This window comes from Desulfobaculum sp. SPO524 (genome assembly GCF_044987625.1).
GTDB lineage: Bacteria > Desulfobacterota > Desulfovibrionia > Desulfovibrionales > Desulfovibrionaceae > Desulfobaculum.
Map to the genome: position 1 here is coordinate 221,823 of NZ_JBJDSB010000002.1, position 18,884 is coordinate 240,706.

Consider the following 18,884-nt stretch of genomic DNA (forward strand, 5'->3'; position numbering starts at 1 on the left):
TAATGGTTATGAGACGGCCTGAACCCCAAGGTCGATGGCTTTAAGGTTCATGTCGACGATTTTTGCTTTCAGCCGTGCTTTCACGGCGTTTGCCAGGTCTTCGGGCGTCAGGGGCAGTGCGCCGCTGGCGCAAGCCGCGCCAAGCAGGGCAAGGTTGCCGCACTGGAGTGCGCCCGCTTCCAGCCCAAGGGTGCGGCAGGGCAGAAAATGCGCCTGCGCCGCACAGGCTGTGGCCCGCTCCCGGATGGAACCGAGGTCGGGGTAGCTTTCGCGGCCCATGGTCACGCCGATGGGCATGATGGGCTCTTCATTGGAGATGATGGTGCCGCCCTCGGGGACGAGGTAGGGCAGGGCGCGCAGGGTCTCCAGCGGCTCAAAGCCGAGAAGGACGTGCGCCTCGCCGTGGCTGATGCGCGGGCTGCGGTAGCCGCCCAGCAGCAGGGCGGATTCCACCACGCCGCCACGCTGCGCCATGCCGTGCACCTCGCCCGCCGTAACGGGGATGTTCTTGTCCATGGCGGCCTGTGCCAAAATGATGGTCGCGGTGAGGGTGCCCTGACCGCCGACTCCGGTGAGGAAGACTCGTGTCTTGGTCATGGCTAGCTCCTTTTCCGTGCCTTGATGTCGGAACAGACCTGCAGGCAGAACATGCATCCCGCACACTGCTGTTCGTCAATGGAAACCCCGCTCTCGTCCTGACGGAAGGCGGGACAGGCAAGGTCGGTCAGGCACTTGGCCACGGCCTCGGTCTGCTTGGTCACATAGGCCGCGTTGGGGCGCGACTTGCGCAGGGTGCGCTTGGCAAACAGCACGCAAGGCTCTTCGGCGATGAGGACGCGCACGCCCTTCATGCCTTTCAGTTCCTCAATGGTGCTGCTGGTCTTTTTGAAATTGTAGGGAGACACGCGGCGGATGTGCTGGACGCCGCATCCGCGTACGATGGCCTCAATGTCCACCTGCGAGGGATTTTCGCCGTGTACGGTAACCTCTACGCCGGGGTTGGGCTGGTGCCCGGTCATGGCGGTGGTACGGTTGTCCAGGATGACGATGAGCACGTCGCGCTGGTTGTACACCGCGTTCACCAGCCCGGTAATGCCGGAGTGGAAGAACGTGGAATCGCCGATAAAGGCCACAACAGGCTTGTCCTGCGCCGCGGCAAAGCCGCTGCCCGCGCTGACGGACGAGCCCATACAGAGCAGGAAGTCCGCGGCGGAAAGGGGCGGCAGAATGCCAAGGGTGTAGCAGCCGATGTCCGAGGAGTACACCGCGTCATCGCCAAAGGCCTGACGCACGGTGTAGTACAGCGCGCGGTGCGAGCAGCCCGCGCACAGGTTCGGCGGGCGCATGGGCAGTTGTTCGGGCGCGGGGGACTCGGTGTTGGTGTCCGTGTCGCCAAGGAAGGCCGCAACGGCGGAGCGCACAATGCGCGTGCAGTATTCGCCCTGACGGGACAGGTGCGTGCCCTTGCCGGAAATCTCCACGCTGATGCCGTGCTTCTGGGCGAGGGTGCGCAGGGCGTCCTCCACCAGCGGCTCGCCTTCCTCCACCACGAGGACGCGGTCCACGGAGCGCAGGAAGTCGGTGAGCATGGTCTCGGGCAGGGGATAGGTGAGGCCAAGGCGCAGCACCTTGCACGCGCCGTCGAACTGGTCTTCGGCCAGCACGTCATCCACGTAGGCGCGCGCCATGCCGGAGGCCACAACGCCGACGGTGGCATCGCCGGAAACGCTGTTCCACGGCGAGGCTTCCACGTCCTTGCGGATGGCGTCCAGATTCTCCAGCAAAACGCCGTGACGCACACGCGACACGGCGGGAACGGGAACAAAGCGTCCCGGATTTTTGGTGAACTCGGGGCCGTGGATGGCGCCCGGACGCGGGCCAAAGTCCACAGGGCCGCGAACATGCGCCACACGGGTGGTGGTACGCAACATCACGGGCTGTTCGTGCTTGCGGGACAGCGCAAAGGCGTCGCGCGTCATGTCTTTGGCTTCCTGCGCGGAGCATGGCTCGAAGACGGGCATCCCGGCAAGGCGGGCGTAGTAGCGGTTGTCCTGCTCGTTCTGGCTGGAGTGGCAGCCCGGGTCGTCCGCCGACAGCAGAACAAGGCCGCCGGGAGTGCCGATGTAGGCCAGCGTCATCAGCGGGTCCGCCGCGACGTTGACGCCCACGTGCTTCATGGTCACGAGGGTCGGCGCGCCGGCAAGGGCTGCGCCGCCGCCGACTTCCAGAGCCACTTTTTCGTTAACGGAGTACTCGAAGGTGAAATCCCCGTCCGGGGCCAGCCGGTAGAAGGTATCCGGCACCTCGGAGGACGGCGTGCCCGGGTAGCAGCTGACGAAAGCGACACCTGCTTCAAGGGCGCCGCGCACGATGGCTTCGTTGCCCAAGAGCAGATGCCGCTGTCCGCCGTCCGAATTCAGAAGCGGATGAGACATGTTACAGATTCTCCCTATGCATAGTGTATCGAAAAACCTTCGGGGTGTTGCGAACCCTTAGGAGTTTGTGGACAGTGCGGCCTTCAGCTCGGCAACTTTGCCTTCGATGAAGCCCTTGTTGCGGGGGGACGCCTCGGCGAGCAGTTCCTCGTAGGCGGCAAGGGCGGACTTGAGGTCGCCGATGCTTTCGGAGAGGCTGGCCTTCTCGCGCAGGATGATGGAGGCAAAGGACTCGGGAGCCGTGGCCTTTGCGCCGTCCAAAATGGCGATGGCGTCTTCGGTGCGGTCCAGCTTGGTCAGCTCGTTGGCCTGCGCGATGGCGGCGACGGTGGACAGGCCATTGCCTGCCTTGGCAATCTTGCCAAGCTCTTCGGCGGCGCGCTCATGCTGGCCGGACTCGGACAGTGCGCCAGCCAGCTCCAGGCGGATGCCGGTGTGCATGTCCTTGGGGGCGGTGCTTTCAAAGTTCATCAGTGCTTCAACGCGCTGGGCTGCGGGCTGGGCGATGATGGATGCCAGCTGTGCTTCGGCCTCGGCGCGCTTTCCTTCCTGCACGTGCTTGTAGATGGCGGTGCCGCCCACGGCGAGGATGAGGACCGCGATGCCGGCTAGGATGAACCGGATGTTGTCGACGATGGCCTGAAGTACGGGATGCAGCGCCTCAGGGGCATTTTCAAGAAGTTCTTCGGCAGTTGCGCCCTGCGGTGTGCTTGGTGCGTTGTCCGTCATTGTGGTCTATCCTCCATTACGTACGTATTGACTTGCTTGCTGGATTTCGCAAAAAAACAAAGCGACCCCGATTAAAGGGACTGTATTTTTACTGATGGTTTACAGAAATGTCAAAAGAAGTCTACTGGGTTTTGCGTCATTTTTGTTGTACCCCTTTTTGATTGGATTTCAAGGAGTTTTCACGACTTACGCTCGGCAGCGCCACGAGGGTGCGTTTTTTGACCCGAAGCCTGACCGTGTTGCCGCTGCCTGCGGCTCAAGGAGATGCATATGGGAACCAGTGAACTGATGGAAGGCCTCGGACGCAGTGCCAAGCAGGCCGCGCGCCGTATGGCTGTGGCGTCCGCCGCAGACAAGGTGGCCGTGCTTGAGCGCCTTGCCGCACTGCTCGAACAGGAAGGCGACGCCATTGCCGCCGCCAACGACAAGGACCTTGCCGCCGCCGAGGCCGCGGGCATGGACGCCCCGCGTATGGACCGCCTGCGCCTGACGCCGCAGGTTATCGCCACCATGGCCGAGGCCTGCCGCATTGTTGCCGCGCAAAATGACCCGGTGGGCGAAATTGAGCGCATGTGGCAGCGCCCCAACGGTTTGCAGGTGGGTAAAATGCGCATCCCCCTCGGGGTTGTGGCCATGATTTTCGAGTCCCGTCCCAACGTCACTGTGGATTCCGCCATCCTCTGCCTGAAGGCAGGCAACGCCGCCATTTTGCGCGGCGGCAAGGAAGCCTACCACTCCAATCAGTTTCTGGCGTCCCTCATCCACCGGGCGCTGGAGGAGCGCGGCTTGCCCGCCGAAGCCGTGCAGGTTGTCCCCACCACGGACCGCGAGGCCGTCACCGCCCTGTGCAAGCTGGACGAGTATGTGGACGTTATCATCCCGCGCGGCGGCGAAGGGCTTATCCGCGCCGTTGTGGCCGAAGCCACCATGCCCGTGCTGAAGCACTACAAGGGCGTCTGCCACGCCTACGTGGACAGCGGCGCCGATGTGGACCGCGCCGTGAACGTCATCCACAATGCCAAAGTCTCCCGCCCCGGCGTCTGTAACGCCCTTGAGTGTGTTTTGGTGCACGCTTCCATGGCCGAGACCGTGTTGCCCCGCATTGGCGAGCGCCTTGCGGCCGATGGTGTGCATTTTCGCGCTTGCCCGCGTGCGTTGCCGCTTCTTGGGTCCATGGCCGTTCCGGCCGCAGACGAGGACTGGGGGCAGGAATTCCACGCCCTTGTTCTGGCCGTGAAGGTCGTCGATTCCATGGACGAGGCGTTGGACCACATTGCCGCGCACGGCTCCAACCACACCGAAATCATTCTGACGCAGGACCACGACCGCGCCATGCGTTTTCTGCGCGAGGCCGATGCGTCCATGGTGGCGGTCAATGCCTCCAGCCGCTTTAACGACGGCGGCGAGCTTGGCCTTGGCGCCGAAATCGGCATTAGCACCTCAAAGCTGCATTCCTACGGCCCCATGGGCGTGACGGAGCTTACCAGCTCCAAGTATGTTGTGCTGGGTGCAGGGCAGGTGAGGGAATAGATGGCCTGTGTCGGACTGCTGGGCGGGTGTTTCAACCCCATCCACAACGGGCACGTGCGTCTTGCTCTGGAGATGCTGGAACAGTTGGGGCTGGACCGCGTGGAACTCATGCCCGCCGCTGTGCCGCCCCACAAGCCCGGTGAAGGCATGCTGAGCTTTGCCCGCCGTGTTGAGATGGTGCGCGCCGCCGTAGACGGCATTGATGGGCTGGGCGTCAACTGTATAGAAGCCAAGCGCCCCGGCCCGTCCTACACCGTGGATACGCTGCGTCTGTTGCGCGACATGCGCCCCGAGGATGATTTTTGGTTCATCCTCGGGGCCGGCGACCTGCGCGTGCTCCCCAACTGGGAGCGCGGGATGGAGATTCCGGCGCTGGCGCATTTGGCTGTCTCCAACCGTGTGGAGGACGACCTTGAGGACGTCCGAGCCTTTGTGGGCAGCGCGTGGCCGGACGCCATTGAGGACGCCACAGGCACGTGGCGGTTTGCCGGGGGGCGCACTTTATCTTTCGCCAACGTGCCACGGCTGGACATAAGCTCCTCGCAGGTTCGCGAAAAGTGGTGCGCCGGCCGCTGCGTGCGCGCTCTTGTGCCGGATGGCGTGGAGCGGCTGATGCGGACGCATGCCGGGGAATTGAGCGGCGTGTGGGGGTGTGTGTAGGCTGGGCATGGAGGTGTTGGGGCTGGGCGTGGAGGTGCTGCGCCATGGTTCAATACCTCCGGTGGCTTAAGGATTTCATCCTTAAGGATCCTTTATTGGGGGATGGTTTGGGGTGAGTGGGGTGAATGTTTTGTGCGCCCGGAGTCGTGAGGCTCCGGGCGTTTTTGTGTTGTGTGCTGGGAGTTAGGTGACGTCGGTATCTGGGAGGTCGGCGTCGGTGAGAATGGGAAGGATGTCGTGGTCTGTCGGGTCTGGGAGCAGGGGAGCGTCGTATGGTGTGGCTGTGTCGAAGAGAGGGAGCGCGCCGGATTCGGTGTCTGTGAGCGCGCTGAGAGGGGAGTCGGTGAGGGATGGGGCGTTGTCGTGGTCGACAAAGGGGTGGAGTTCGGTTGGTTCCGCCATGGCAAAGGTGAAGGTCTCTGGTGTGTGGGCATCGTGCTGCGCGTCGTCTGTTACGGGACCGAAGGGGGCTTCAGTGTGTGCGGGCGTGAGGGATGAGAGGGGGGCCTCCGTTGGAGCGTGGTCAGGGGCGGTTTCAGCAGGTGCGGCGGCGTCCTCCAGGTCATGGATGGCGTCCAGCAGGTCTTGTGTGGTCAGGGCGTCGTCGTTGGTGGTGTCGTTGGTGGCGTCATTGGGGGTGAGGCGGGCGGCGAGGTCGTCCGGCAGGGGCGCTTCGTTGTGGAACAGGGCGCTTTCGTCCGCCGTATAGGGGCGAAGTGGGGAAATGTCGCCGCCCGGTGTGATGGTGCGCGCCAGTCCCGGATCCAGCAGGTGCGCCTGCGCAGTGGTCGTGGTGATGGCGGCAGGGATTTCCGCCGGAGCGAAGCAGCCTACAAAGATTTCCGTACCACCTGCGGCAATATCCACACCGCCTTCGTGTAGGGAAATATCGGCATCCGGGAGCACAATGTGAAGGTGCTGCGCCGAAGAATCTTCGGTTTTTTCTACGAGAGCCCTATAGACTCCTGCCGCAATGGCGATAGTGAGAGGGGACGAGGCGACGACATCGCCCTGCGCTGCGGTGAAAATCGACGCGGCACTGTTTTGCGCCTGGAGGAGGGTCGCAGCATCGTCAAATGTGACGCACAGTGTGCTGTCATCTTCTGTGACAAGCGTTTCCTGTGGGTAAACAGGCGATCCTGCAGAAAGGAAACGGAGACCGGTTTCAGATGTAGCATAGGTGCTGCCAGTGGCGTGGATGACTTCTCCCAGTGCTTCCATAGTCATGCTCCATGTTCCGCAGTGGATGTAGATGGCCTAGAGTATGCATAATGTTGCAGCCAAGGGCAATGCATTGTGAAGAAAAACATGCCAAAGTCCTACATCCTGTAATCTCCAAAATGTGGAGACGAAATTTTGGGCTTGGTGCGTCGGCATTTTTGCGGGGGGCACGTTGTGGGCGTGCTGTGCATGGCGCATGGCGCGCGGCGGCGTTTTGCCGGGAAGTGGTGTGGCCTGAAAACGGGGCGGAAAATGCCGCTCCAGTATCCCATTGCGGCAAAAAGCGTGGCCGAACGGTTGTTTGCCGTAAAAATATTGTATATCAGACGGCTGGACTCAATATGGGACACATGCGTCGAAAACCAAGGGAGGCCAGAACCTTCGCGGCGCAAACCCTTGCCTCAGCCTTGAATAGTTTTACCGGATGTGCAATTCATGAATAAGCTGGAAACGCTCTCCGCGCGGGGAATTTCCGGTGGCGGGAGATGCCATGTTTGATACTCCAGACAAAAGGGTGCGTGAGGACTTTGCACGCGCCAAAAGTGCACTGCATAAGGGCAACATCGCGAAGGCGTTGCTCCATGCGGCCTCTGGAGTGCGGCAAATGATGTCCCGTAAAATATTCGGGCGTGCCCGGTTTGAGGTGGAGGTTCACCTGCAGGAATTCCTCAAGGACTTCAACCGGCATCCCGAGGTAAAGGCCTTTATGCGGTCCAAGGGCGTGAAGGCTGGGCCGTATGTCACCTTCCGCCGGGGGACGGAGCGGCAGATTTTCGCCTTTTTTGTCAAGACCCTTGAGGTGCTGGAGGCAAAGGAAAAGGAAGCTGAGGAGGACGCCGAGGCCAAGCGCGCCCAACGTAAGAAGCTCCTCTTTGCCAAGGCGCAGCAGGCCTTCAACAAAAAGGAATTCCCCAAGGGCAAAAGCCTTCTCCGCCACGCCATTGAGGAGTTTGGCCGCGAGGAAGGCGTCCTGCGTGAAGCCGGGGCGCGGATGCTTAAGGCCGGGCTGTATTTCGAGGCCGGAGAAGTGCTGGAAAAGGCGCTGCTCCTCAACCCCCGCGACAGTAAGGCCCTTGCCTACGCCGTGCAGGCTTACAAGAATGCCCGCGAATATCCCAAGATGGAAAAGATGTACCGCTACGCCCTGCGGACCTTTGGGTCACACCCTAAGACCTTGCTGCACATGGCGGAGATGTATATTGAGTGGCGCAAGTACGACGAAGCCTACGACTACGCCAAACAGGCCTACGACGCCGACAAAAGCCTCGCCAAGGCCAAAAAGATTGTGGAACTGACAGAGAAGCGCATTTTCCGCTAGCGCGGTGCTGGTATCATATGCCGTCACGCGAAGGGCCGCCTCCGGTATACCGGAGGCGGCCCTTCGCGTTGGCAAAAGTGATGCGTGTTATGGCTGCGGCGCGGTAACGGCGCGGAAGACGGCGTCTGGCGTGATGTCCCTCATGCACTGGACGCCGCGGTCACAGCCGCGTCCGCCGTGCAGGGAGCAGGGGCGGCAGGGCAGGGCGGATTCCAGCACGGTGTCGTGCTCGCCGCTGGGAAAGAAGCCCCAGTGCCGCGTGGTGGGGCCAAACAGGCCCACGGTGCGGGTGCGCACAGCGGTGCCGAGGTGCATGGGACCGGAGTCGCCCGTGACCAGCACGGAGCACTGCTCCAGCAGGGCGCAGGTTTGGCGCAGGGTGGTGGCGCTGGTGAGGTCGGTGACGCCCTCGGGCGCGGATGCGCCGTAAAGCGGGGCGGGGTCGTGCCCGATAATGAGGCACTGCCATCCGGCGGCAAGCAGCCGCTCCGCCAGCTCGCGCCATGAGTCGTCCGGCCATTTTTTACCGTCGTGCGTGGCGTAGGGATGCAGGGCGGCGATGGGCGCCGCGAGGTTGTGGCGGGACAGAATCCCCCGAGCCTCGGCGCGTTCAGCCTCGCTCAGGTGAATGACGGGGCGCACGGCGGAGGCCGGGACGGTGCCGCGCTCCACGGCGCGGGCGTAGCGCTGCGGGACATTGAGCGATGTCAGGCTGTCCCCCGCCCACTGCCAGCCAAACCGGCCGTACAGCCGCCGCGTCAGCGAAAATTTTGGATACCGCCGCACCGGACCGCGCCAGAATGTGGCCAGCACCATGGACCGCAGGGTGCCGTGCAGGTCGAGAAGCCCCCAGCCGTTATAGCGTGCGGCCAGTTCGCGCGCGGCCTGCACCCATTTGAGGCCCTTAAGGGAGGCGTCCTCGGGCATGACGGTGTTTTCTATGGCCGGGTGTCCGGTTAGCACCGGGGCATTGGGCTTTTTGGTCAGGACGTGGAAGGTCCAGCCGCGTGTGGCATGCAGGTGGTCCAAGACGCCAGTGGTCAGCACCACGTCGCCAAGGGCAGACATACGCACAACAAGCCATGAGGTGGGAAGCGCCTTAGCCACGCGTCTGCTCCAGTGTGGTTCGTACGGCGTCCCACGCGGCGTCGGGTGTGATGCCGCGCATGCAGTCGTGGTGGCCCTTGGGGCACTGCCGGGGACCGTGCAGGGAGCAGGGGCGGCAATCCAGCGGATTTTCCAGCACCGTGGAGTGCTGCCCACGCGGGAAGAATCCAAGTTCGCGCACCGTGGGGCCAAAGATGGCCACCAGCGGCGTGCCCTGCACCCACGCCAGATGCATGGGACCGGAGTCGCCGGACAGGTAGCAGTCCACGCCAGCGATATACGCCCCAAGCTCAGGCAGGCTCAGTTGCCCTGCAAGGTTGGAGACCTGACCGCTGTCCGGCGAGACGCCAGACAGGCGCAGAACCTCTTCAGCAAGGTGGACTTCGTCCGGTCCGGCAAAGAGGAGGACGTGGATGCCCGCGTCGGCGGCGCTGCGCATGACGCTGGCAAAGTATTCCAGCGGCCACTGCTTGGTGGGCCATGTGGAGCCGGGATGAATGCCAAGGGTGGGGGCGTCGATATCCGCGAAAAAGTTTCGCGCGCGCACCCGCGCCTGCGGCGGGAGCACCAGCGTGGGCTTGGTGGTGGACGGAATGCTCAGCGGCTCAAGGAGTTTGCCAAGGCGCTCAATTTCCTCCAACTGGTCAAAGGCGCGGTCCACGGTGTGGGTGTAGAGCCAGTTGTTGAACCATGGGGAATTGTAGCCAATACGGCGGCTTGCCGACGTCCAGCGCGCAATGAGGCCGCTGCGCAGGCTGGTGTGGGGGCTTATCCACAGGTCAAAGCCTTCCTGCGCCAGCGAGCGCCCAAGGCGGTACGCGCCGCGAAGGCCCTTTTCTTTGCCGCGCTTGTCAAAACCGCGCACGGATGTCAGTTCCGGCTGGGCCGTAAACAGGCTGTCCACGCCTTTGCGCACAAAAAAGTGAAGCTCCGCCTCGGGGTAAGCCTGCGAGACGGAGTGGAGAAGCGGAAGGGTCAGGATGGCATCGCCAAGAAAGGCGGTGTTCCAGATGCCGATTTTGATCATGTGACTGATTCGCCGATTGTGGCGTTATGATGTAGAATGAAATCGCATGCCGCGCCAAGGTCGCGGGCAACGACGTGGGGCGCGCCCGCAGGGCGCGGCGAAGGCCGGGTCCAGATGGAGAGCGGCGCGCCAAGGGCGTACTTGTCCAGCTCCCCCGCACCTTTGCCGGTCAGCACCAGAATACTGGCGGCCAGCCCGGCCTCAAGGCCAAAGCGCACGTCTGCGTCCTTGTCGCCAATCATGACAGTGTTCGCCGGTGTCAGCCCATGGTCGGCGGCAAGGCGCGACCACATGCCCGTGGCGGGTTTGCGGCAGTTGCAGGGCGCATCCGGGGCGTGGGGGCAGAAGGCGGTGTCCACAATGCTGACGCCGTAGTCCGCGAGCATGTCACGCAGGCGGGCGTCCACGGCGTGGTAGTCCGCCTCGGGAAAATAGCCCCGGCCGATGCCGGATTGGTTGGTGGCAATGAACAGGCGTATTCCGGCGCGCGCCAAAAGCGTAAGCCCCTCTCCCGCACCGGGAAGAAGTTCAACGCCTGCGGGATCGTGCAGGTAGTGCTTGTCGACGATGACGGTTCCGTCTCGGTCGAGGATGACGTTTTCGATGTTTTCCATAAGAAGAAGATAGGGTATAGGCGGTCTCGCCGTTACGCGTCTCTTTGTGAGCCACAACAGGCGCGGCGTCAAGAGTGGGGCCATGTGCAACTATTATCACTTGCGCGCAGGCGCGGAGCTCTGGTAGACAGCCAAACAGTAAAGAGGAACCTGTGAAACCGCACCAATGCTTGATTAGCGAAAAAATTTCAGAAGCCGGAACCGGTGGAGTCCGCTGTGCTTGAACTCATTCTGGCCATCGTTCTCGCCACCGGGGTCTCCATGTTTTGCTCGGTGAGCGAGGCGGCGCTGTATTCAGTGCCGTGGAGCGTTATAGAGCGGTTAAGAAAGGCGAACTCCAAGTCCGGACACCGCCTCTACGCCCTCAGGATGAATATTGACGAGCCCATCGCGGCCATCCTGACACTGAACACGGTGGCGCACACAGCAGGCGCGGCCATAGCGGGCGCTGCGGCGGACAAGCTCTTTGGCTCCGAGAATCTGCTGTACTTCACCCTTGTGTTCACCGTCATCATCCTTGTGTTTTCGGAGATTTTGCCGAAGACCGTGGGTGTGCAGTATACGCGGACCCTTGCGCCGCTGTTGGCGCGGCCCATGGGTGGGCTGGTCTGGCTCCTTAAGCCCGCCATTTGGGTGCTGGGCTGGGTGTCCAGACTGTGCGAGCCCAAGTCCGCCGGCCCATCGGCCACGGAAGAGGACATCACCGCCCTTGCCGCGCTCTCGCGCCGTTCCGGGGTGCTGAAGCCGTACGAGGAAGAGTCCATCCGCAACATCCTGCAACTGGATGTGAAGGTGGTGCGCGAGATTATGACGCCGCGTACTGTGGTGTCGTCACTGCCCTCGTCCATGACGGTGGCCGAGGCGCGCGAGGACACGCACTGCTGGGCGCACAGCCGCGTGCCCGTCTACGATGAGGACCCCGAGGACATCGTGGGTATCGTCTTCCGGCGCGACGTGCTGGAAGCCGCCGCCGAGGACCTTGAGGACCGCCGCTTGATGGACCTCATGAAGCCTGTGCTCTTTGTGCTGGATACCTTGACCCTGGACAGGCTGCTGGGTAAATTTTTGGGATCGCGCACGCATTTGTGTGTGGTTCTGGACGAATATGGCGGGCTGTCCGGCGTGGTAACGCTGGAGGACGTTCTTGAGGAAATCCTTGGTAAGGAAATCGTGGACGAGACCGACGAAGTGACAGACATGCGGGAACTTGCCCGTCAACGCCGCGCCGAGCTTGCCCGGGCGGTGAAAAAATCCAGATAGGACCATATATGGCGAAGAAAACGAACAAGACAGTCTACATTGTGGCCCTGCTCCTTCTCGTGGGCGGTCTGGGATCGCTTGTGTATTCCGGCCTGTCACAAAACAGTGTGTATTTTCTGAACGTTTCCGAAGCGCGGGCCATGCCCGTGGGTGAGCTTTCCAACGTGCGTCTGTTTGGCACCGTTGCCGCTCAGGACATCGTTGGCGGTCCCGGTCAGAAAGGCGTGCAGTTCCGCCTGCTGGACAAAAGCGGCAACAAGGACTCCATCGCGGTGGAGTACGACGGCGTGGTGCCCGACACCTTCAAGCCCGGTGCCGAAGTTATTGTCGAAGGCGGTGTTGATTCCACTACCGGCGTCTTTGGCGCTCGGACCCTCATGACCAAGTGCCCCTCCAAATACAAGAAGCAGCGCGAGCAGGAAAAAGCTCAGAACGGCTGATGCGCACCTGTTCCCCCTCCTTTGCGCCACTCTCACGCCCGGCCTTGGCCGGGTCTTCTCTGACGAGGTGACGATGCATCTTTTCGCCCATTACTGTTTGTTGGCTGCTCTGCTCTTTTCGCTGGGGCTTGGTGGCCTTTCCCTGTACGCGGCATGGACCGGCAAGCGCGGGTTCTCCGTGTGGCATGAGCGTGGTCAGTTGGCCATGCTGGCCCTTGTGGTCGCCGCCAGTGCCGTGCTTCTTCGCGCACTGGTTGGCCGCGACTTCTCCCTGCAATACGTTGCGCAATATACCGATACCTTCCTGCCCATGTTTTACACGGTCACGGCCTTTTGGGCCGGGCAGGCCGGGTCGTTTCTGTTTTGGGCTCTCGTGGTTGTGGCCTGCGGCGCCGTGTATTCCGCCACAGAACATTACCGCGGCCTCAGTCCGCAGACCAAAACGTGGTTCTGGCTGTTTCACCACACGGTGTCGGCCTTCTTCCTGTATATTCTTTCCGGCCCGTCCAATCCGTTTCTGGAGCTGTCGCCCGCGCCCGCACAGGGCAACGGCCTGAATCCGCTGCTGCAGAATCCGGGCATGATTTTCCATCCGCCCCTGCTGTTCCTTGGCTATGGCGGCTTTACCGTGCCGTGTTGCTTGGCGCTGGCGTCGTGGGTGAACCGCGAGCAGCAGCCGTGGCTGGAGCATGGCCGCAAGTGGGTGCTGTTTGCGTGGATGTTCCTGACCGCAGGCATCATCCTTGGTGCGTGGTGGTCCTACATGGAGCTGGGCTGGGGCGGCTACTGGGCATGGGACCCGGTTGAAAACTCCTCCCTTGTGCCGTGGTTGGCCTCGACGGCCTTTGTGCATACGGCCATCATCCAGTCCCGCCGCAACTCCCTGCACCGGACCAACGTCTTCTTCATCGCGCTGACGTTCCTCCTGTGCATCTTTGCCACCTATGTGGTGCGAAGCGGCGTTGTGGACTCCCTGCATGCCTTTGGCACCAGTGAACTTGGCGAGCCGATTCTGCTCTTTATGGTGGGCGGTCTGATTGTGGCGATTATTGCCACCTTCTCCGCCAAGGAGCCGGATGCCCGCCCGCTGGACGACCTGTTCTCGCGTCCGGGGCTGTTGTTCCTAGCTGCGTGGATGTTCCTCGCCATCGGCTTTGTGGTGTTCCTTGGCATTTTGTGGCCTGTTATCTCCACCATCTGGAGCCAGCAGCCCATCGGCCTTGAGGCGGACTTCTACAACAAGGTTTGCCTGCCGCTGTTTGCGCTTATTTCGGTCTTCCTCGTGTTCTGCCCGTGGCTTGGCTGGAAGGGCGGCATCCGCGACAAGAAGATGTTCTACGCCGTGTGCGCGGCCATCCTGCCCGCTGCAGGGTTTTTCTGGATGGTTGGCGTGCGCCACCCCGTGGCCCTGATGGGCGCGGTGGCGGCGTGTGTGGGCCTTGCGGGCATTGTGGGCCTGTTCATGACCCGTCGCGATATGTTGCGCAACCCGTCCTCTCTTGCGGCCTACGGCGTGCACGTTGGTCTGCTGCTGATGACGCTGGGCATCGCCTTCTCCGGCCCCTACAAGGTGGAGAATGAGGCGGTTCTGGAGCCTGGCCAGAGCATGCAGGTTGCCGAGTACACCGTGACCTACAAAGACAGCGAGGAAGTCTCCACGCCCGGTATGGCCTACTTTGAGGTGCTGCTGTCCGTGGACAAGGACGGCAAGCATGTGGGCGAACTGACGCCGCAGCGCCGGGCCTACCGCAACAACAAAAATGTCTTTGCCGAAGTGTCCGTTATTCCGGGCCTTGGCGATGAAATCTATGCCACCCTTATCGGGTCCACCAAGGAAGGGAGCGTTTCCCTGCGCATCAGCGTGAATCCTTTGGTGAACTGGATTTGGATTGGCGGCACCCTGATGTCCATCCTGCCGCTACTGGCTTTCCGCCGCAGAAAAGCGTAGGAAAGTCGGCATGATGCTTCGACTTGAGAATGTTGCTAAGTTCTACGGCTCGAAGCTCGTCTTTAAGAAGATGAGCTTCGAGCTGGAGCGCGGCCGCGTCTTGCTGCTGGTTGGCGAGAATGGCGCGGGCAAATCCACGCTCCTGAAGATATTGTCCGGACTGGCCCGGCCTTCCGCCGGGTCCGTCCACTGCGCCGCCTCGCAGGACCGCGTTGCCTACGTGGGCCACCAGACCTTCATCTACCCCAAGCTCAGCGCCGTGGAGAACCTTGCCTTTTGGGCCAAGCTCTATGGCGCGGACACCAGCGAGACCACCCTTGTGCGCATGCTGGACCGGGTGGGCCTGAAGGCGGCGGCCTTTGAGGAGGCGGGGTCCTTCTCGCGCGGGATGGCCCAGCGCCTGTCGCTGGCCCGCGTGTTTATGCTGGACCCGGAACTGCTCTTCCTTGACGAGCCGGGAACGGGGCTTGATGTGCGCTCGCAGGAGGTGCTGTACGGCGAAATCGCCGCGGCCCGTGAGCGTGGGGCGACCATTGTGTGGGTCAGCCACGATGTGGCGGGCGACCTGCACCGTGCGGACACCGTCCTTGCCATAGAGGGCCGCACTGTGGGCTACTTTGGCCCGGCGGCGGACTATGTGCCGACCGGGGCTGTGGCTGTGGGAGGTGGCGCGTAATGTTCGCTTCCGCTGTTGCCATTGCCCGCAAGGATATGCGCCTTGTGCTGTCCGGGGGCGTTGGTCTTGCGCAGCCCATTTTGTTGGGCCTTTTGCTTATTTTTGTGTTCAGCACGTCGCGACCCGCCGGGGAGCTTGTTCCCGCGCAGGCCGCGGCGGGTATTTTTTGGCTGGCCTCGTGCTTTTCGCAGGTGCTCATCTTCAATACTCTGTATGGGTTGGAGGAGATGAACGGCGCGCGGACGGCGCTGTTGTTGTCGCCCATTCCGGTGCACGGGGTGTGGCTGGGCAAGGCCCTTGCCGGTTTTGCGCTGCTTTTTGCCTCGCAGCTTGTGTTTGTTCCGGCGGCGGTGGTCTTCCTTGGGCAGGACGTGCATGCGGACTGTTTGGTGATGTTGGCCACCCTTGTTGCTGTGGACTGGGGCGTTGTGGTGCTGGGCGCGCTGCTTGGCGCGCTGGCGCAGGGGCAGGCCGCCAAGGAATCGCTGCTGACGGTGATTTTGTTTCCTTTGCTCATTCCGCTGTTGCTGGCTGGCGTCAGCATTGGCGGCGCGTACTTTGCCGGAGAGAGCACCAGCGGCCTTATGGGTTGGCTGGGATTGGCCGGAGCCTTTGACGCGCTGTTTACGGGCGCGGCCCTGTTTTTGTTCCCGCATGTGTATGGGGCCGAAGGCTAAAGGGCGTCTGGCGACGCATTGAATACAGTTTGGCCGCCATCCGTGCGCAGCGCGCTGTGGACGGACGGCGACGATCTACCCAAACGGAGAGAGAACGAGTGAACAGCCGCACGAACTGGCTTCCCTTTGCCGCAGTCGCCTGCGCGCTGGCCATGGCCGTGAGCCAGTGGTTCATCTGGGTGTATGCCCCCGTGGAGGAGACCCTTGGTCCGGTCCAGAAGATTTTTTACTTTCACCTTGGCCTTGCATGGTGGGCGCTGTTTAGCTTCTTCGTCGTGTTTGTGGCCGGGGTGCTGTTTCTGCTGAAACGGACATCGCGCTTTGACCATCTGGGCGGTGCTGCCGCTGAGGTGGGCGTGCTGTTTGCGGGCCTTGCGCTGGTGACGGGTTCCGTATGGGGCCGCGCCTCGTGGGGCGTGTGGTGGACGTGGGACCCGCGTCTGACCACCACGCTGATTATGTGGTTCGTCTACTGCGCGTACCTTATCCTGCGCGCCAGTGGCATTGGCGAGGAACGCCGCGCCACGGTTTGCGCCGTGGTGGGGATTGTCGCCTTTTTGGACGTGCCGCTGGTCTTTTACTCCGCCCGCATGTGGCGGAGCATCCATCCGGCTGTTTTTGCCAAGCAGGGTGGCGGGCTGGAGCCGGAGATGCTGACAACGCTCTTTGTCTCCCTTGCCGCCTATGGCCTTTTGTGGCTGTGCGTGACGACCATCCGCGCGCGCCAGCTTGCAGCCGGAGAGAAACTCGACGCCCTTGCCAAGGGCGGAATGCACTAAACGACAACACACGGCCTCCGACGAAGTGGGGGCGGGGAGTTCGTCATGGATTACACCGGATACCTTTTGACCGCCAATGTGGCTGTTTGGCTTGGAGTGGGCGGCTACTTGCTGCTGCTTGGCGCAAAGCAGCGCCGCTTCGAGACCCGGCTTCGGCAGATGGAGCACATTCACGATGACAGCTAAGAAAACGACGGCCAATGACACCGCCTCCGCCCCGCAAAATGCGCAGGGCCCGGGCGGCCGACAGGTTCTCCTGCTGCTGATGGCGGTAGGGCTGGTGGCACTGTTCGCCGGTTCTCTCGTCTACCGCGCCAAGCACCCGTCCCTGACGCAGCATGTGGAGCACACAGGCTCGCAGCAGGGCGGCGGGCAGGCCATGTCCGGCGCATCCATGGAGATGATTAAGGCCCTGATGGCCAAGCTGGAGGAAAACCCCGAGGACGTGCACGTGCTGCATACCCTTGGCGAGCAGTTCATGCGCATGAAGGCGTGGGACCGCGCCAAGGCGCTGCTGGAGCGCGGCCTGAGTGTGGAACCCGCCAACAAGCAGATTCTGCGTTTGCTTGGGCTGACGGAGTTCAACATGGAGCACTACGCCGATGCCGCGGAGAAGTTTGAAACCGTGGTGGCGCTGGAGCCGGGCGATTATATTTCGCACTACAACCTCGGCATTGTGTACGCCCACTTCCTTGAAAAGCCCGAGAAGGCGCGGGAGCACTTTGAGGCCGTTGCCAATGGCGACGGTGTCCCCGAAGAGTCGCGCAAGGAAGCGCAGGAGCAGCTGAAGCACCTGCACTAATCCCCGCGAAGAGCTGAAGAAGAGCAGGGAGGAACCGTATGACGGTTCCTCCCTTTTTTTGTGTTCCGCGCAGGATAAGAGGGTGGGGGCGCATGGCTCAAGGGACAGCGGCGTGAGAACGCTGTGTATGGACGCACAGGCGAAGATTGATACATGTTGACGGGATGCTTCTGTGCGGTATGGGGCGCTGTTGTTGGGAGTGTTTGTGCGGCATGAACTGCACCGTGTGGTGTGAAATGGATTTTGTGCGTCAATTGTGGCGCAAGTGTGCTGTATCTGTGCTGATTCTTTACTGCTTCGATTGACATGGTGTGGGCGCTGTGGCACCACTATACATGGTGGAAAAGTGTACCCTGTCTTCGGAGCCTGTCCTGTGTGTTGGGGCGGCGCAATCTTGACTGGTCGCGGACGGAAGCGAAGCCGCGGAGGAGAGCGTTATGCGGATGAAAGGTCTGTTGGGAGTATGTCTTGCGCTGGTGGGGCTGCTTGTGCTGGCTGGGGCCGCTCAGGCGAAAACGGTGACCATTGCCTGTGCCTCGCCCTTTACAGGTCCCCTTGCTCCGTATGGCGACAACGTCAAGGCCGGGGTGATGATGAAGGTGGATGAAGTGAACGCCGCAGGCGGCATTGATGGCGCGCAGGTGGAGGTGGTCTACCTCGACGAACTTTGCGACCCTAAGGAAGCCGCCACCGTCGCCGCCAAGATTGCTCGTAACGACGACATCGTCGGCGTGGTGGGGCACCTGTGCTCCTCGGCGCATCTTGCGGCGCTGCCGACCTACGTTCGCCGGGGCATCCCCGCTATTTCGCCCACGGCGACCAACGTGACCATCAGCTACCAGAACAAGGACAGAAAAGGACTGGTCTGGTCTTTCCGCGATGTGTACCGCGACGACTTCCAGGGCAAGTTTCTTGCCCGCTACGCCGCCGAAAAGCTGGGTCTCAAGCGCATTGCTATCTTTTACGAGAACAACGACTACGGCATCGGCCTCAAGGATGCCTTTAAGCTCCAGGCCATGGCGCTGGGGCTGACCATTGTGGGTGAGGAAGCCTACATCAAGGGCACGCCTGACTTTACACCGCAGCTCACCAAGCTGAAGGCGGCTGGCCCCGACGGGCTGTTTATTTCCGGCTACTACAACGAAGGCGCGCTCATTGCCGGACAGGCCAAAAAAGTGGGGCTGGACGTCTTGAAGTTTGGCGCGGACGGCTTTGACAACGCGGACTACATTACCCTCGCCAAGGAAGCCGCCGAAGGGACGTACCTGACGGTGCCCTTCCTCTCCTCCGAGGCAGGTCCCGAGGCGCAGGCGTTTATGGACGCCTTCCGCAAGCGCTTTGGCCGTGAGGTGGACTACATGAGCGCCAATGCCTACGACGCCGCGGGCATCCTGCTTCAGGCCATTCGCGAGGCCGGACCGGACCGCCGCAAGGTCCGCGATTATCTGGCCGGGATGAATACGCCGGAGAAGGGCTACAAGGGCGTCTCCGGGCTGACCTACTTCAACGAACACGGTGACGCGCAAAAGCCCGCCTTCGTAAAGATGGTCAAGGACGGCGCGTTCGTTCCCGCCGAGCAAATGCAGTAACATGCGGGGGCCGGTGGGCGGCTGCTTTCCGGCCCTTTTGCGCCCCCTCTTTGCGCCCTTGTTCGCTGGACA

The 18,884-nt window shown here is 62.1% G+C and carries 19 protein-coding genes; 12 read left to right on the plus strand and 7 right to left on the minus strand.

Annotated features, from left to right (window positions below):
- Positions 1-6: 6 nt before the first annotated feature.
- The 3 genes from ACI3L3_RS06540 to ACI3L3_RS06550 are packed head-to-tail and all read right to left on the minus strand — an operon-like array spanning position 7 to position 3,164.
- Positions 7-597, minus strand: a complete 591-nt coding sequence (locus ACI3L3_RS06540; protein WP_404844308.1) for an indolepyruvate oxidoreductase subunit beta — start codon at positions 595-597, stop codon at positions 7-9.
- Positions 598-599: 2 nt separating this feature from the next.
- A complete protein-coding gene (gene iorA / locus ACI3L3_RS06545) occupies positions 600-2,435 on the minus strand; it encodes an indolepyruvate ferredoxin oxidoreductase subunit alpha (protein ID WP_404844309.1) in 1,836 nt (611 codons plus the stop codon).
- 57 nt (positions 2,436-2,492) lie between these two features.
- On the minus strand, positions 2,493-3,164 hold the full coding sequence (locus tag ACI3L3_RS06550) for a tetratricopeptide repeat protein (protein ID WP_404844310.1): 672 nt from the start codon (positions 3,162-3,164) through the stop codon (positions 2,493-2,495).
- Between the two features lie 270 nt (positions 3,165-3,434).
- On the opposite strand from ACI3L3_RS06550, the gene ACI3L3_RS06555 reads away from it, so the two are divergent.
- Positions 3,435-4,694 carry a glutamate-5-semialdehyde dehydrogenase gene (locus tag ACI3L3_RS06555; protein ID WP_404844311.1) on the plus strand — a complete coding sequence of 420 codons (1,260 nt, stop codon included), beginning with the start codon at positions 3,435-3,437 and terminating at the stop codon, positions 4,692-4,694.
- Positions 4,695-5,354 carry a nicotinate (nicotinamide) nucleotide adenylyltransferase gene (gene nadD, locus ACI3L3_RS06560; protein ID WP_404844312.1) on the plus strand — a complete coding sequence of 220 codons (660 nt, stop codon included), beginning with the start codon at positions 4,695-4,697 and terminating at the stop codon, positions 5,352-5,354. It begins immediately after the preceding gene.
- 183 nt (positions 5,355-5,537) lie between these two features.
- On the opposite strand, the gene ACI3L3_RS06565 is transcribed toward nadD, so the two are convergent.
- The gene (locus tag ACI3L3_RS06565) at positions 5,538-6,221 is read right to left on the minus strand and encodes a hypothetical protein (protein ID WP_404844313.1); all 684 of its coding nucleotides are present in this window, start codon (positions 6,219-6,221) and stop codon (positions 5,538-5,540) included.
- Positions 6,222-7,065: 844 nt separating this feature from the next.
- Here ACI3L3_RS06565 and ACI3L3_RS06570 point away from each other — a divergent pair.
- Positions 7,066-7,893: a tetratricopeptide repeat protein gene (locus ACI3L3_RS06570; protein ID WP_404844314.1), complete on the plus strand. Its 828-nt coding sequence runs from the start codon at positions 7,066-7,068 to the stop codon at positions 7,891-7,893.
- 87 nt (positions 7,894-7,980) lie between these two features.
- Here the strand turns inward: ACI3L3_RS06570 and ACI3L3_RS06575 are convergent, their stop codons facing one another.
- From ACI3L3_RS06575 to ACI3L3_RS06585, 3 genes are read right to left on the minus strand one after another with little or no spacing between them, the layout of a single operon-like run.
- A complete protein-coding gene (locus tag ACI3L3_RS06575) occupies positions 7,981-9,000 on the minus strand; it encodes a glycosyltransferase family 9 protein (RefSeq protein WP_404844315.1) in 1,020 nt (339 codons plus the stop codon).
- A complete protein-coding gene (locus ACI3L3_RS06580) occupies positions 8,993-10,027 on the minus strand; it encodes a glycosyltransferase family 9 protein (protein ID WP_404844316.1) in 1,035 nt (344 codons plus the stop codon). The genes ACI3L3_RS06575 and ACI3L3_RS06580 overlap by 8 nt, the downstream gene beginning before the upstream one ends.
- Entirely contained in the window at positions 10,024-10,641 is a 618-nt protein-coding gene (locus ACI3L3_RS06585; RefSeq protein WP_404844317.1) for a D-glycero-alpha-D-manno-heptose-1,7-bisphosphate 7-phosphatase, read from the minus strand. The genes ACI3L3_RS06580 and ACI3L3_RS06585 overlap by 4 nt, the downstream gene beginning before the upstream one ends.
- Before the next feature lie 216 nt (positions 10,642-10,857).
- On the opposite strand from ACI3L3_RS06585, the gene ACI3L3_RS06590 reads away from it, so the two are divergent.
- The 9 genes from ACI3L3_RS06590 to ACI3L3_RS06630 all read left to right on the plus strand — a co-directional run bounded on the left by ACI3L3_RS06590 (position 10,858) and on the right by ACI3L3_RS06630 (position 18,812).
- Positions 10,858-11,901 carry a hemolysin family protein gene (locus tag ACI3L3_RS06590; protein WP_404844318.1) on the plus strand — a complete coding sequence of 348 codons (1,044 nt, stop codon included), beginning with the start codon at positions 10,858-10,860 and terminating at the stop codon, positions 11,899-11,901.
- Between the two features lie 8 nt (positions 11,902-11,909).
- Positions 11,910-12,341, plus strand: coding sequence for a cytochrome c maturation protein CcmE (locus tag ACI3L3_RS06595; protein WP_404844319.1), 432 nt, complete (start codon positions 11,910-11,912; stop codon positions 12,339-12,341).
- Between the two features lie 73 nt (positions 12,342-12,414).
- On the plus strand, positions 12,415-14,289 hold the full coding sequence (locus ACI3L3_RS06600; RefSeq protein ID WP_404844320.1) for a heme lyase CcmF/NrfE family subunit: 1,875 nt from the start codon (positions 12,415-12,417) through the stop codon (positions 14,287-14,289).
- Positions 14,290-14,299: 10 nt separating this feature from the next.
- Entirely contained in the window at positions 14,300-14,965 is a 666-nt protein-coding gene (locus ACI3L3_RS06605) for an ATP-binding cassette domain-containing protein (RefSeq protein WP_404844321.1), read from the plus strand.
- Entirely contained in the window at positions 14,965-15,642 is a 678-nt protein-coding gene (locus ACI3L3_RS06610) for a heme exporter protein CcmB (protein WP_404844322.1), read from the plus strand. The genes ACI3L3_RS06605 and ACI3L3_RS06610 overlap by 1 nt, the downstream gene beginning before the upstream one ends.
- Positions 15,643-15,794: 152 nt before the next feature.
- On the plus strand, positions 15,795-16,421 hold the full coding sequence (gene ccsA, locus ACI3L3_RS06615; protein ID WP_404845207.1) for a cytochrome c biogenesis protein CcsA: 627 nt from the start codon (positions 15,795-15,797) through the stop codon (positions 16,419-16,421).
- Positions 16,422-16,466: 45 nt separating this feature from the next.
- Complete coding sequence (locus ACI3L3_RS06620; protein WP_404844323.1) at positions 16,467-16,607, plus strand: CcmD family protein; 141 nt, start codon at positions 16,467-16,469, stop codon at positions 16,605-16,607.
- Positions 16,597-17,223 (plus strand): tetratricopeptide repeat protein, encoded by a 627-nt coding sequence (locus ACI3L3_RS06625; protein WP_404844324.1) that lies wholly within the window; start codon positions 16,597-16,599, stop codon positions 17,221-17,223. Before ACI3L3_RS06620 ends, ACI3L3_RS06625 begins: the two co-directional genes overlap by 11 nt.
- A 437-nt stretch (positions 17,224-17,660) precedes the next feature.
- Entirely contained in the window at positions 17,661-18,812 is a 1,152-nt protein-coding gene (locus ACI3L3_RS06630) for an ABC transporter substrate-binding protein (protein ID WP_404844325.1), read from the plus strand.
- Positions 18,813-18,884: the final 72 nt, after the last annotated feature.

What these genes read in the sequence shown, in the direction of transcription:
- ACI3L3_RS06540 (WP_404844308.1), bottom strand. Translation starts at nt 597, where the DNA reads ATGACCAAGACACGAGTCTTCCTCACCGGAGTCGGCGGTCAGGGCACC.
- iorA (WP_404844309.1), bottom strand. Translation starts at nt 2,435, where the DNA reads ATGTCTCATCCGCTTCTGAATTCGGACGGCGGACAGCGGCATCTGCTC.
- ACI3L3_RS06550 (WP_404844310.1), bottom strand. Translation starts at nt 3,164, where the DNA reads ATGACGGACAACGCACCAAGCACACCGCAGGGCGCAACTGCCGAAGAA.
- ACI3L3_RS06555 (WP_404844311.1), top strand. Translation starts at nt 3,435, where the DNA reads ATGGGAACCAGTGAACTGATGGAAGGCCTCGGACGCAGTGCCAAGCAG.
- nadD (WP_404844312.1), top strand. Translation starts at nt 4,695, where the DNA reads ATGGCCTGTGTCGGACTGCTGGGCGGGTGTTTCAACCCCATCCACAAC.
- ACI3L3_RS06570 (WP_404844314.1), top strand. Translation starts at nt 7,066, where the DNA reads ATGTTTGATACTCCAGACAAAAGGGTGCGTGAGGACTTTGCACGCGCC.
- ACI3L3_RS06580 (WP_404844316.1), bottom strand. Translation starts at nt 10,027, where the DNA reads ATGATCAAAATCGGCATCTGGAACACCGCCTTTCTTGGCGATGCCATC.
- ACI3L3_RS06585 (WP_404844317.1), bottom strand. Translation starts at nt 10,641, where the DNA reads ATGGAAAACATCGAAAACGTCATCCTCGACCGAGACGGAACCGTCATC.
- ACI3L3_RS06595 (WP_404844319.1), top strand. Translation starts at nt 11,910, where the DNA reads ATGGCGAAGAAAACGAACAAGACAGTCTACATTGTGGCCCTGCTCCTT.
- ACI3L3_RS06600 (WP_404844320.1), top strand. Translation starts at nt 12,415, where the DNA reads ATGCATCTTTTCGCCCATTACTGTTTGTTGGCTGCTCTGCTCTTTTCG.
- ACI3L3_RS06605 (WP_404844321.1), top strand. Translation starts at nt 14,300, where the DNA reads ATGATGCTTCGACTTGAGAATGTTGCTAAGTTCTACGGCTCGAAGCTC.
- ACI3L3_RS06610 (WP_404844322.1), top strand. Translation starts at nt 14,965, where the DNA reads ATGTTCGCTTCCGCTGTTGCCATTGCCCGCAAGGATATGCGCCTTGTG.
- ccsA (WP_404845207.1), top strand. Translation starts at nt 15,795, where the DNA reads ATGGCCGTGAGCCAGTGGTTCATCTGGGTGTATGCCCCCGTGGAGGAG.
- ACI3L3_RS06620 (WP_404844323.1), top strand. Translation starts at nt 16,467, where the DNA reads ATGGATTACACCGGATACCTTTTGACCGCCAATGTGGCTGTTTGGCTT.
- ACI3L3_RS06625 (WP_404844324.1), top strand. Translation starts at nt 16,597, where the DNA reads ATGACAGCTAAGAAAACGACGGCCAATGACACCGCCTCCGCCCCGCAA.
- ACI3L3_RS06630 (WP_404844325.1), top strand. Translation starts at nt 17,661, where the DNA reads ATGCGGATGAAAGGTCTGTTGGGAGTATGTCTTGCGCTGGTGGGGCTG.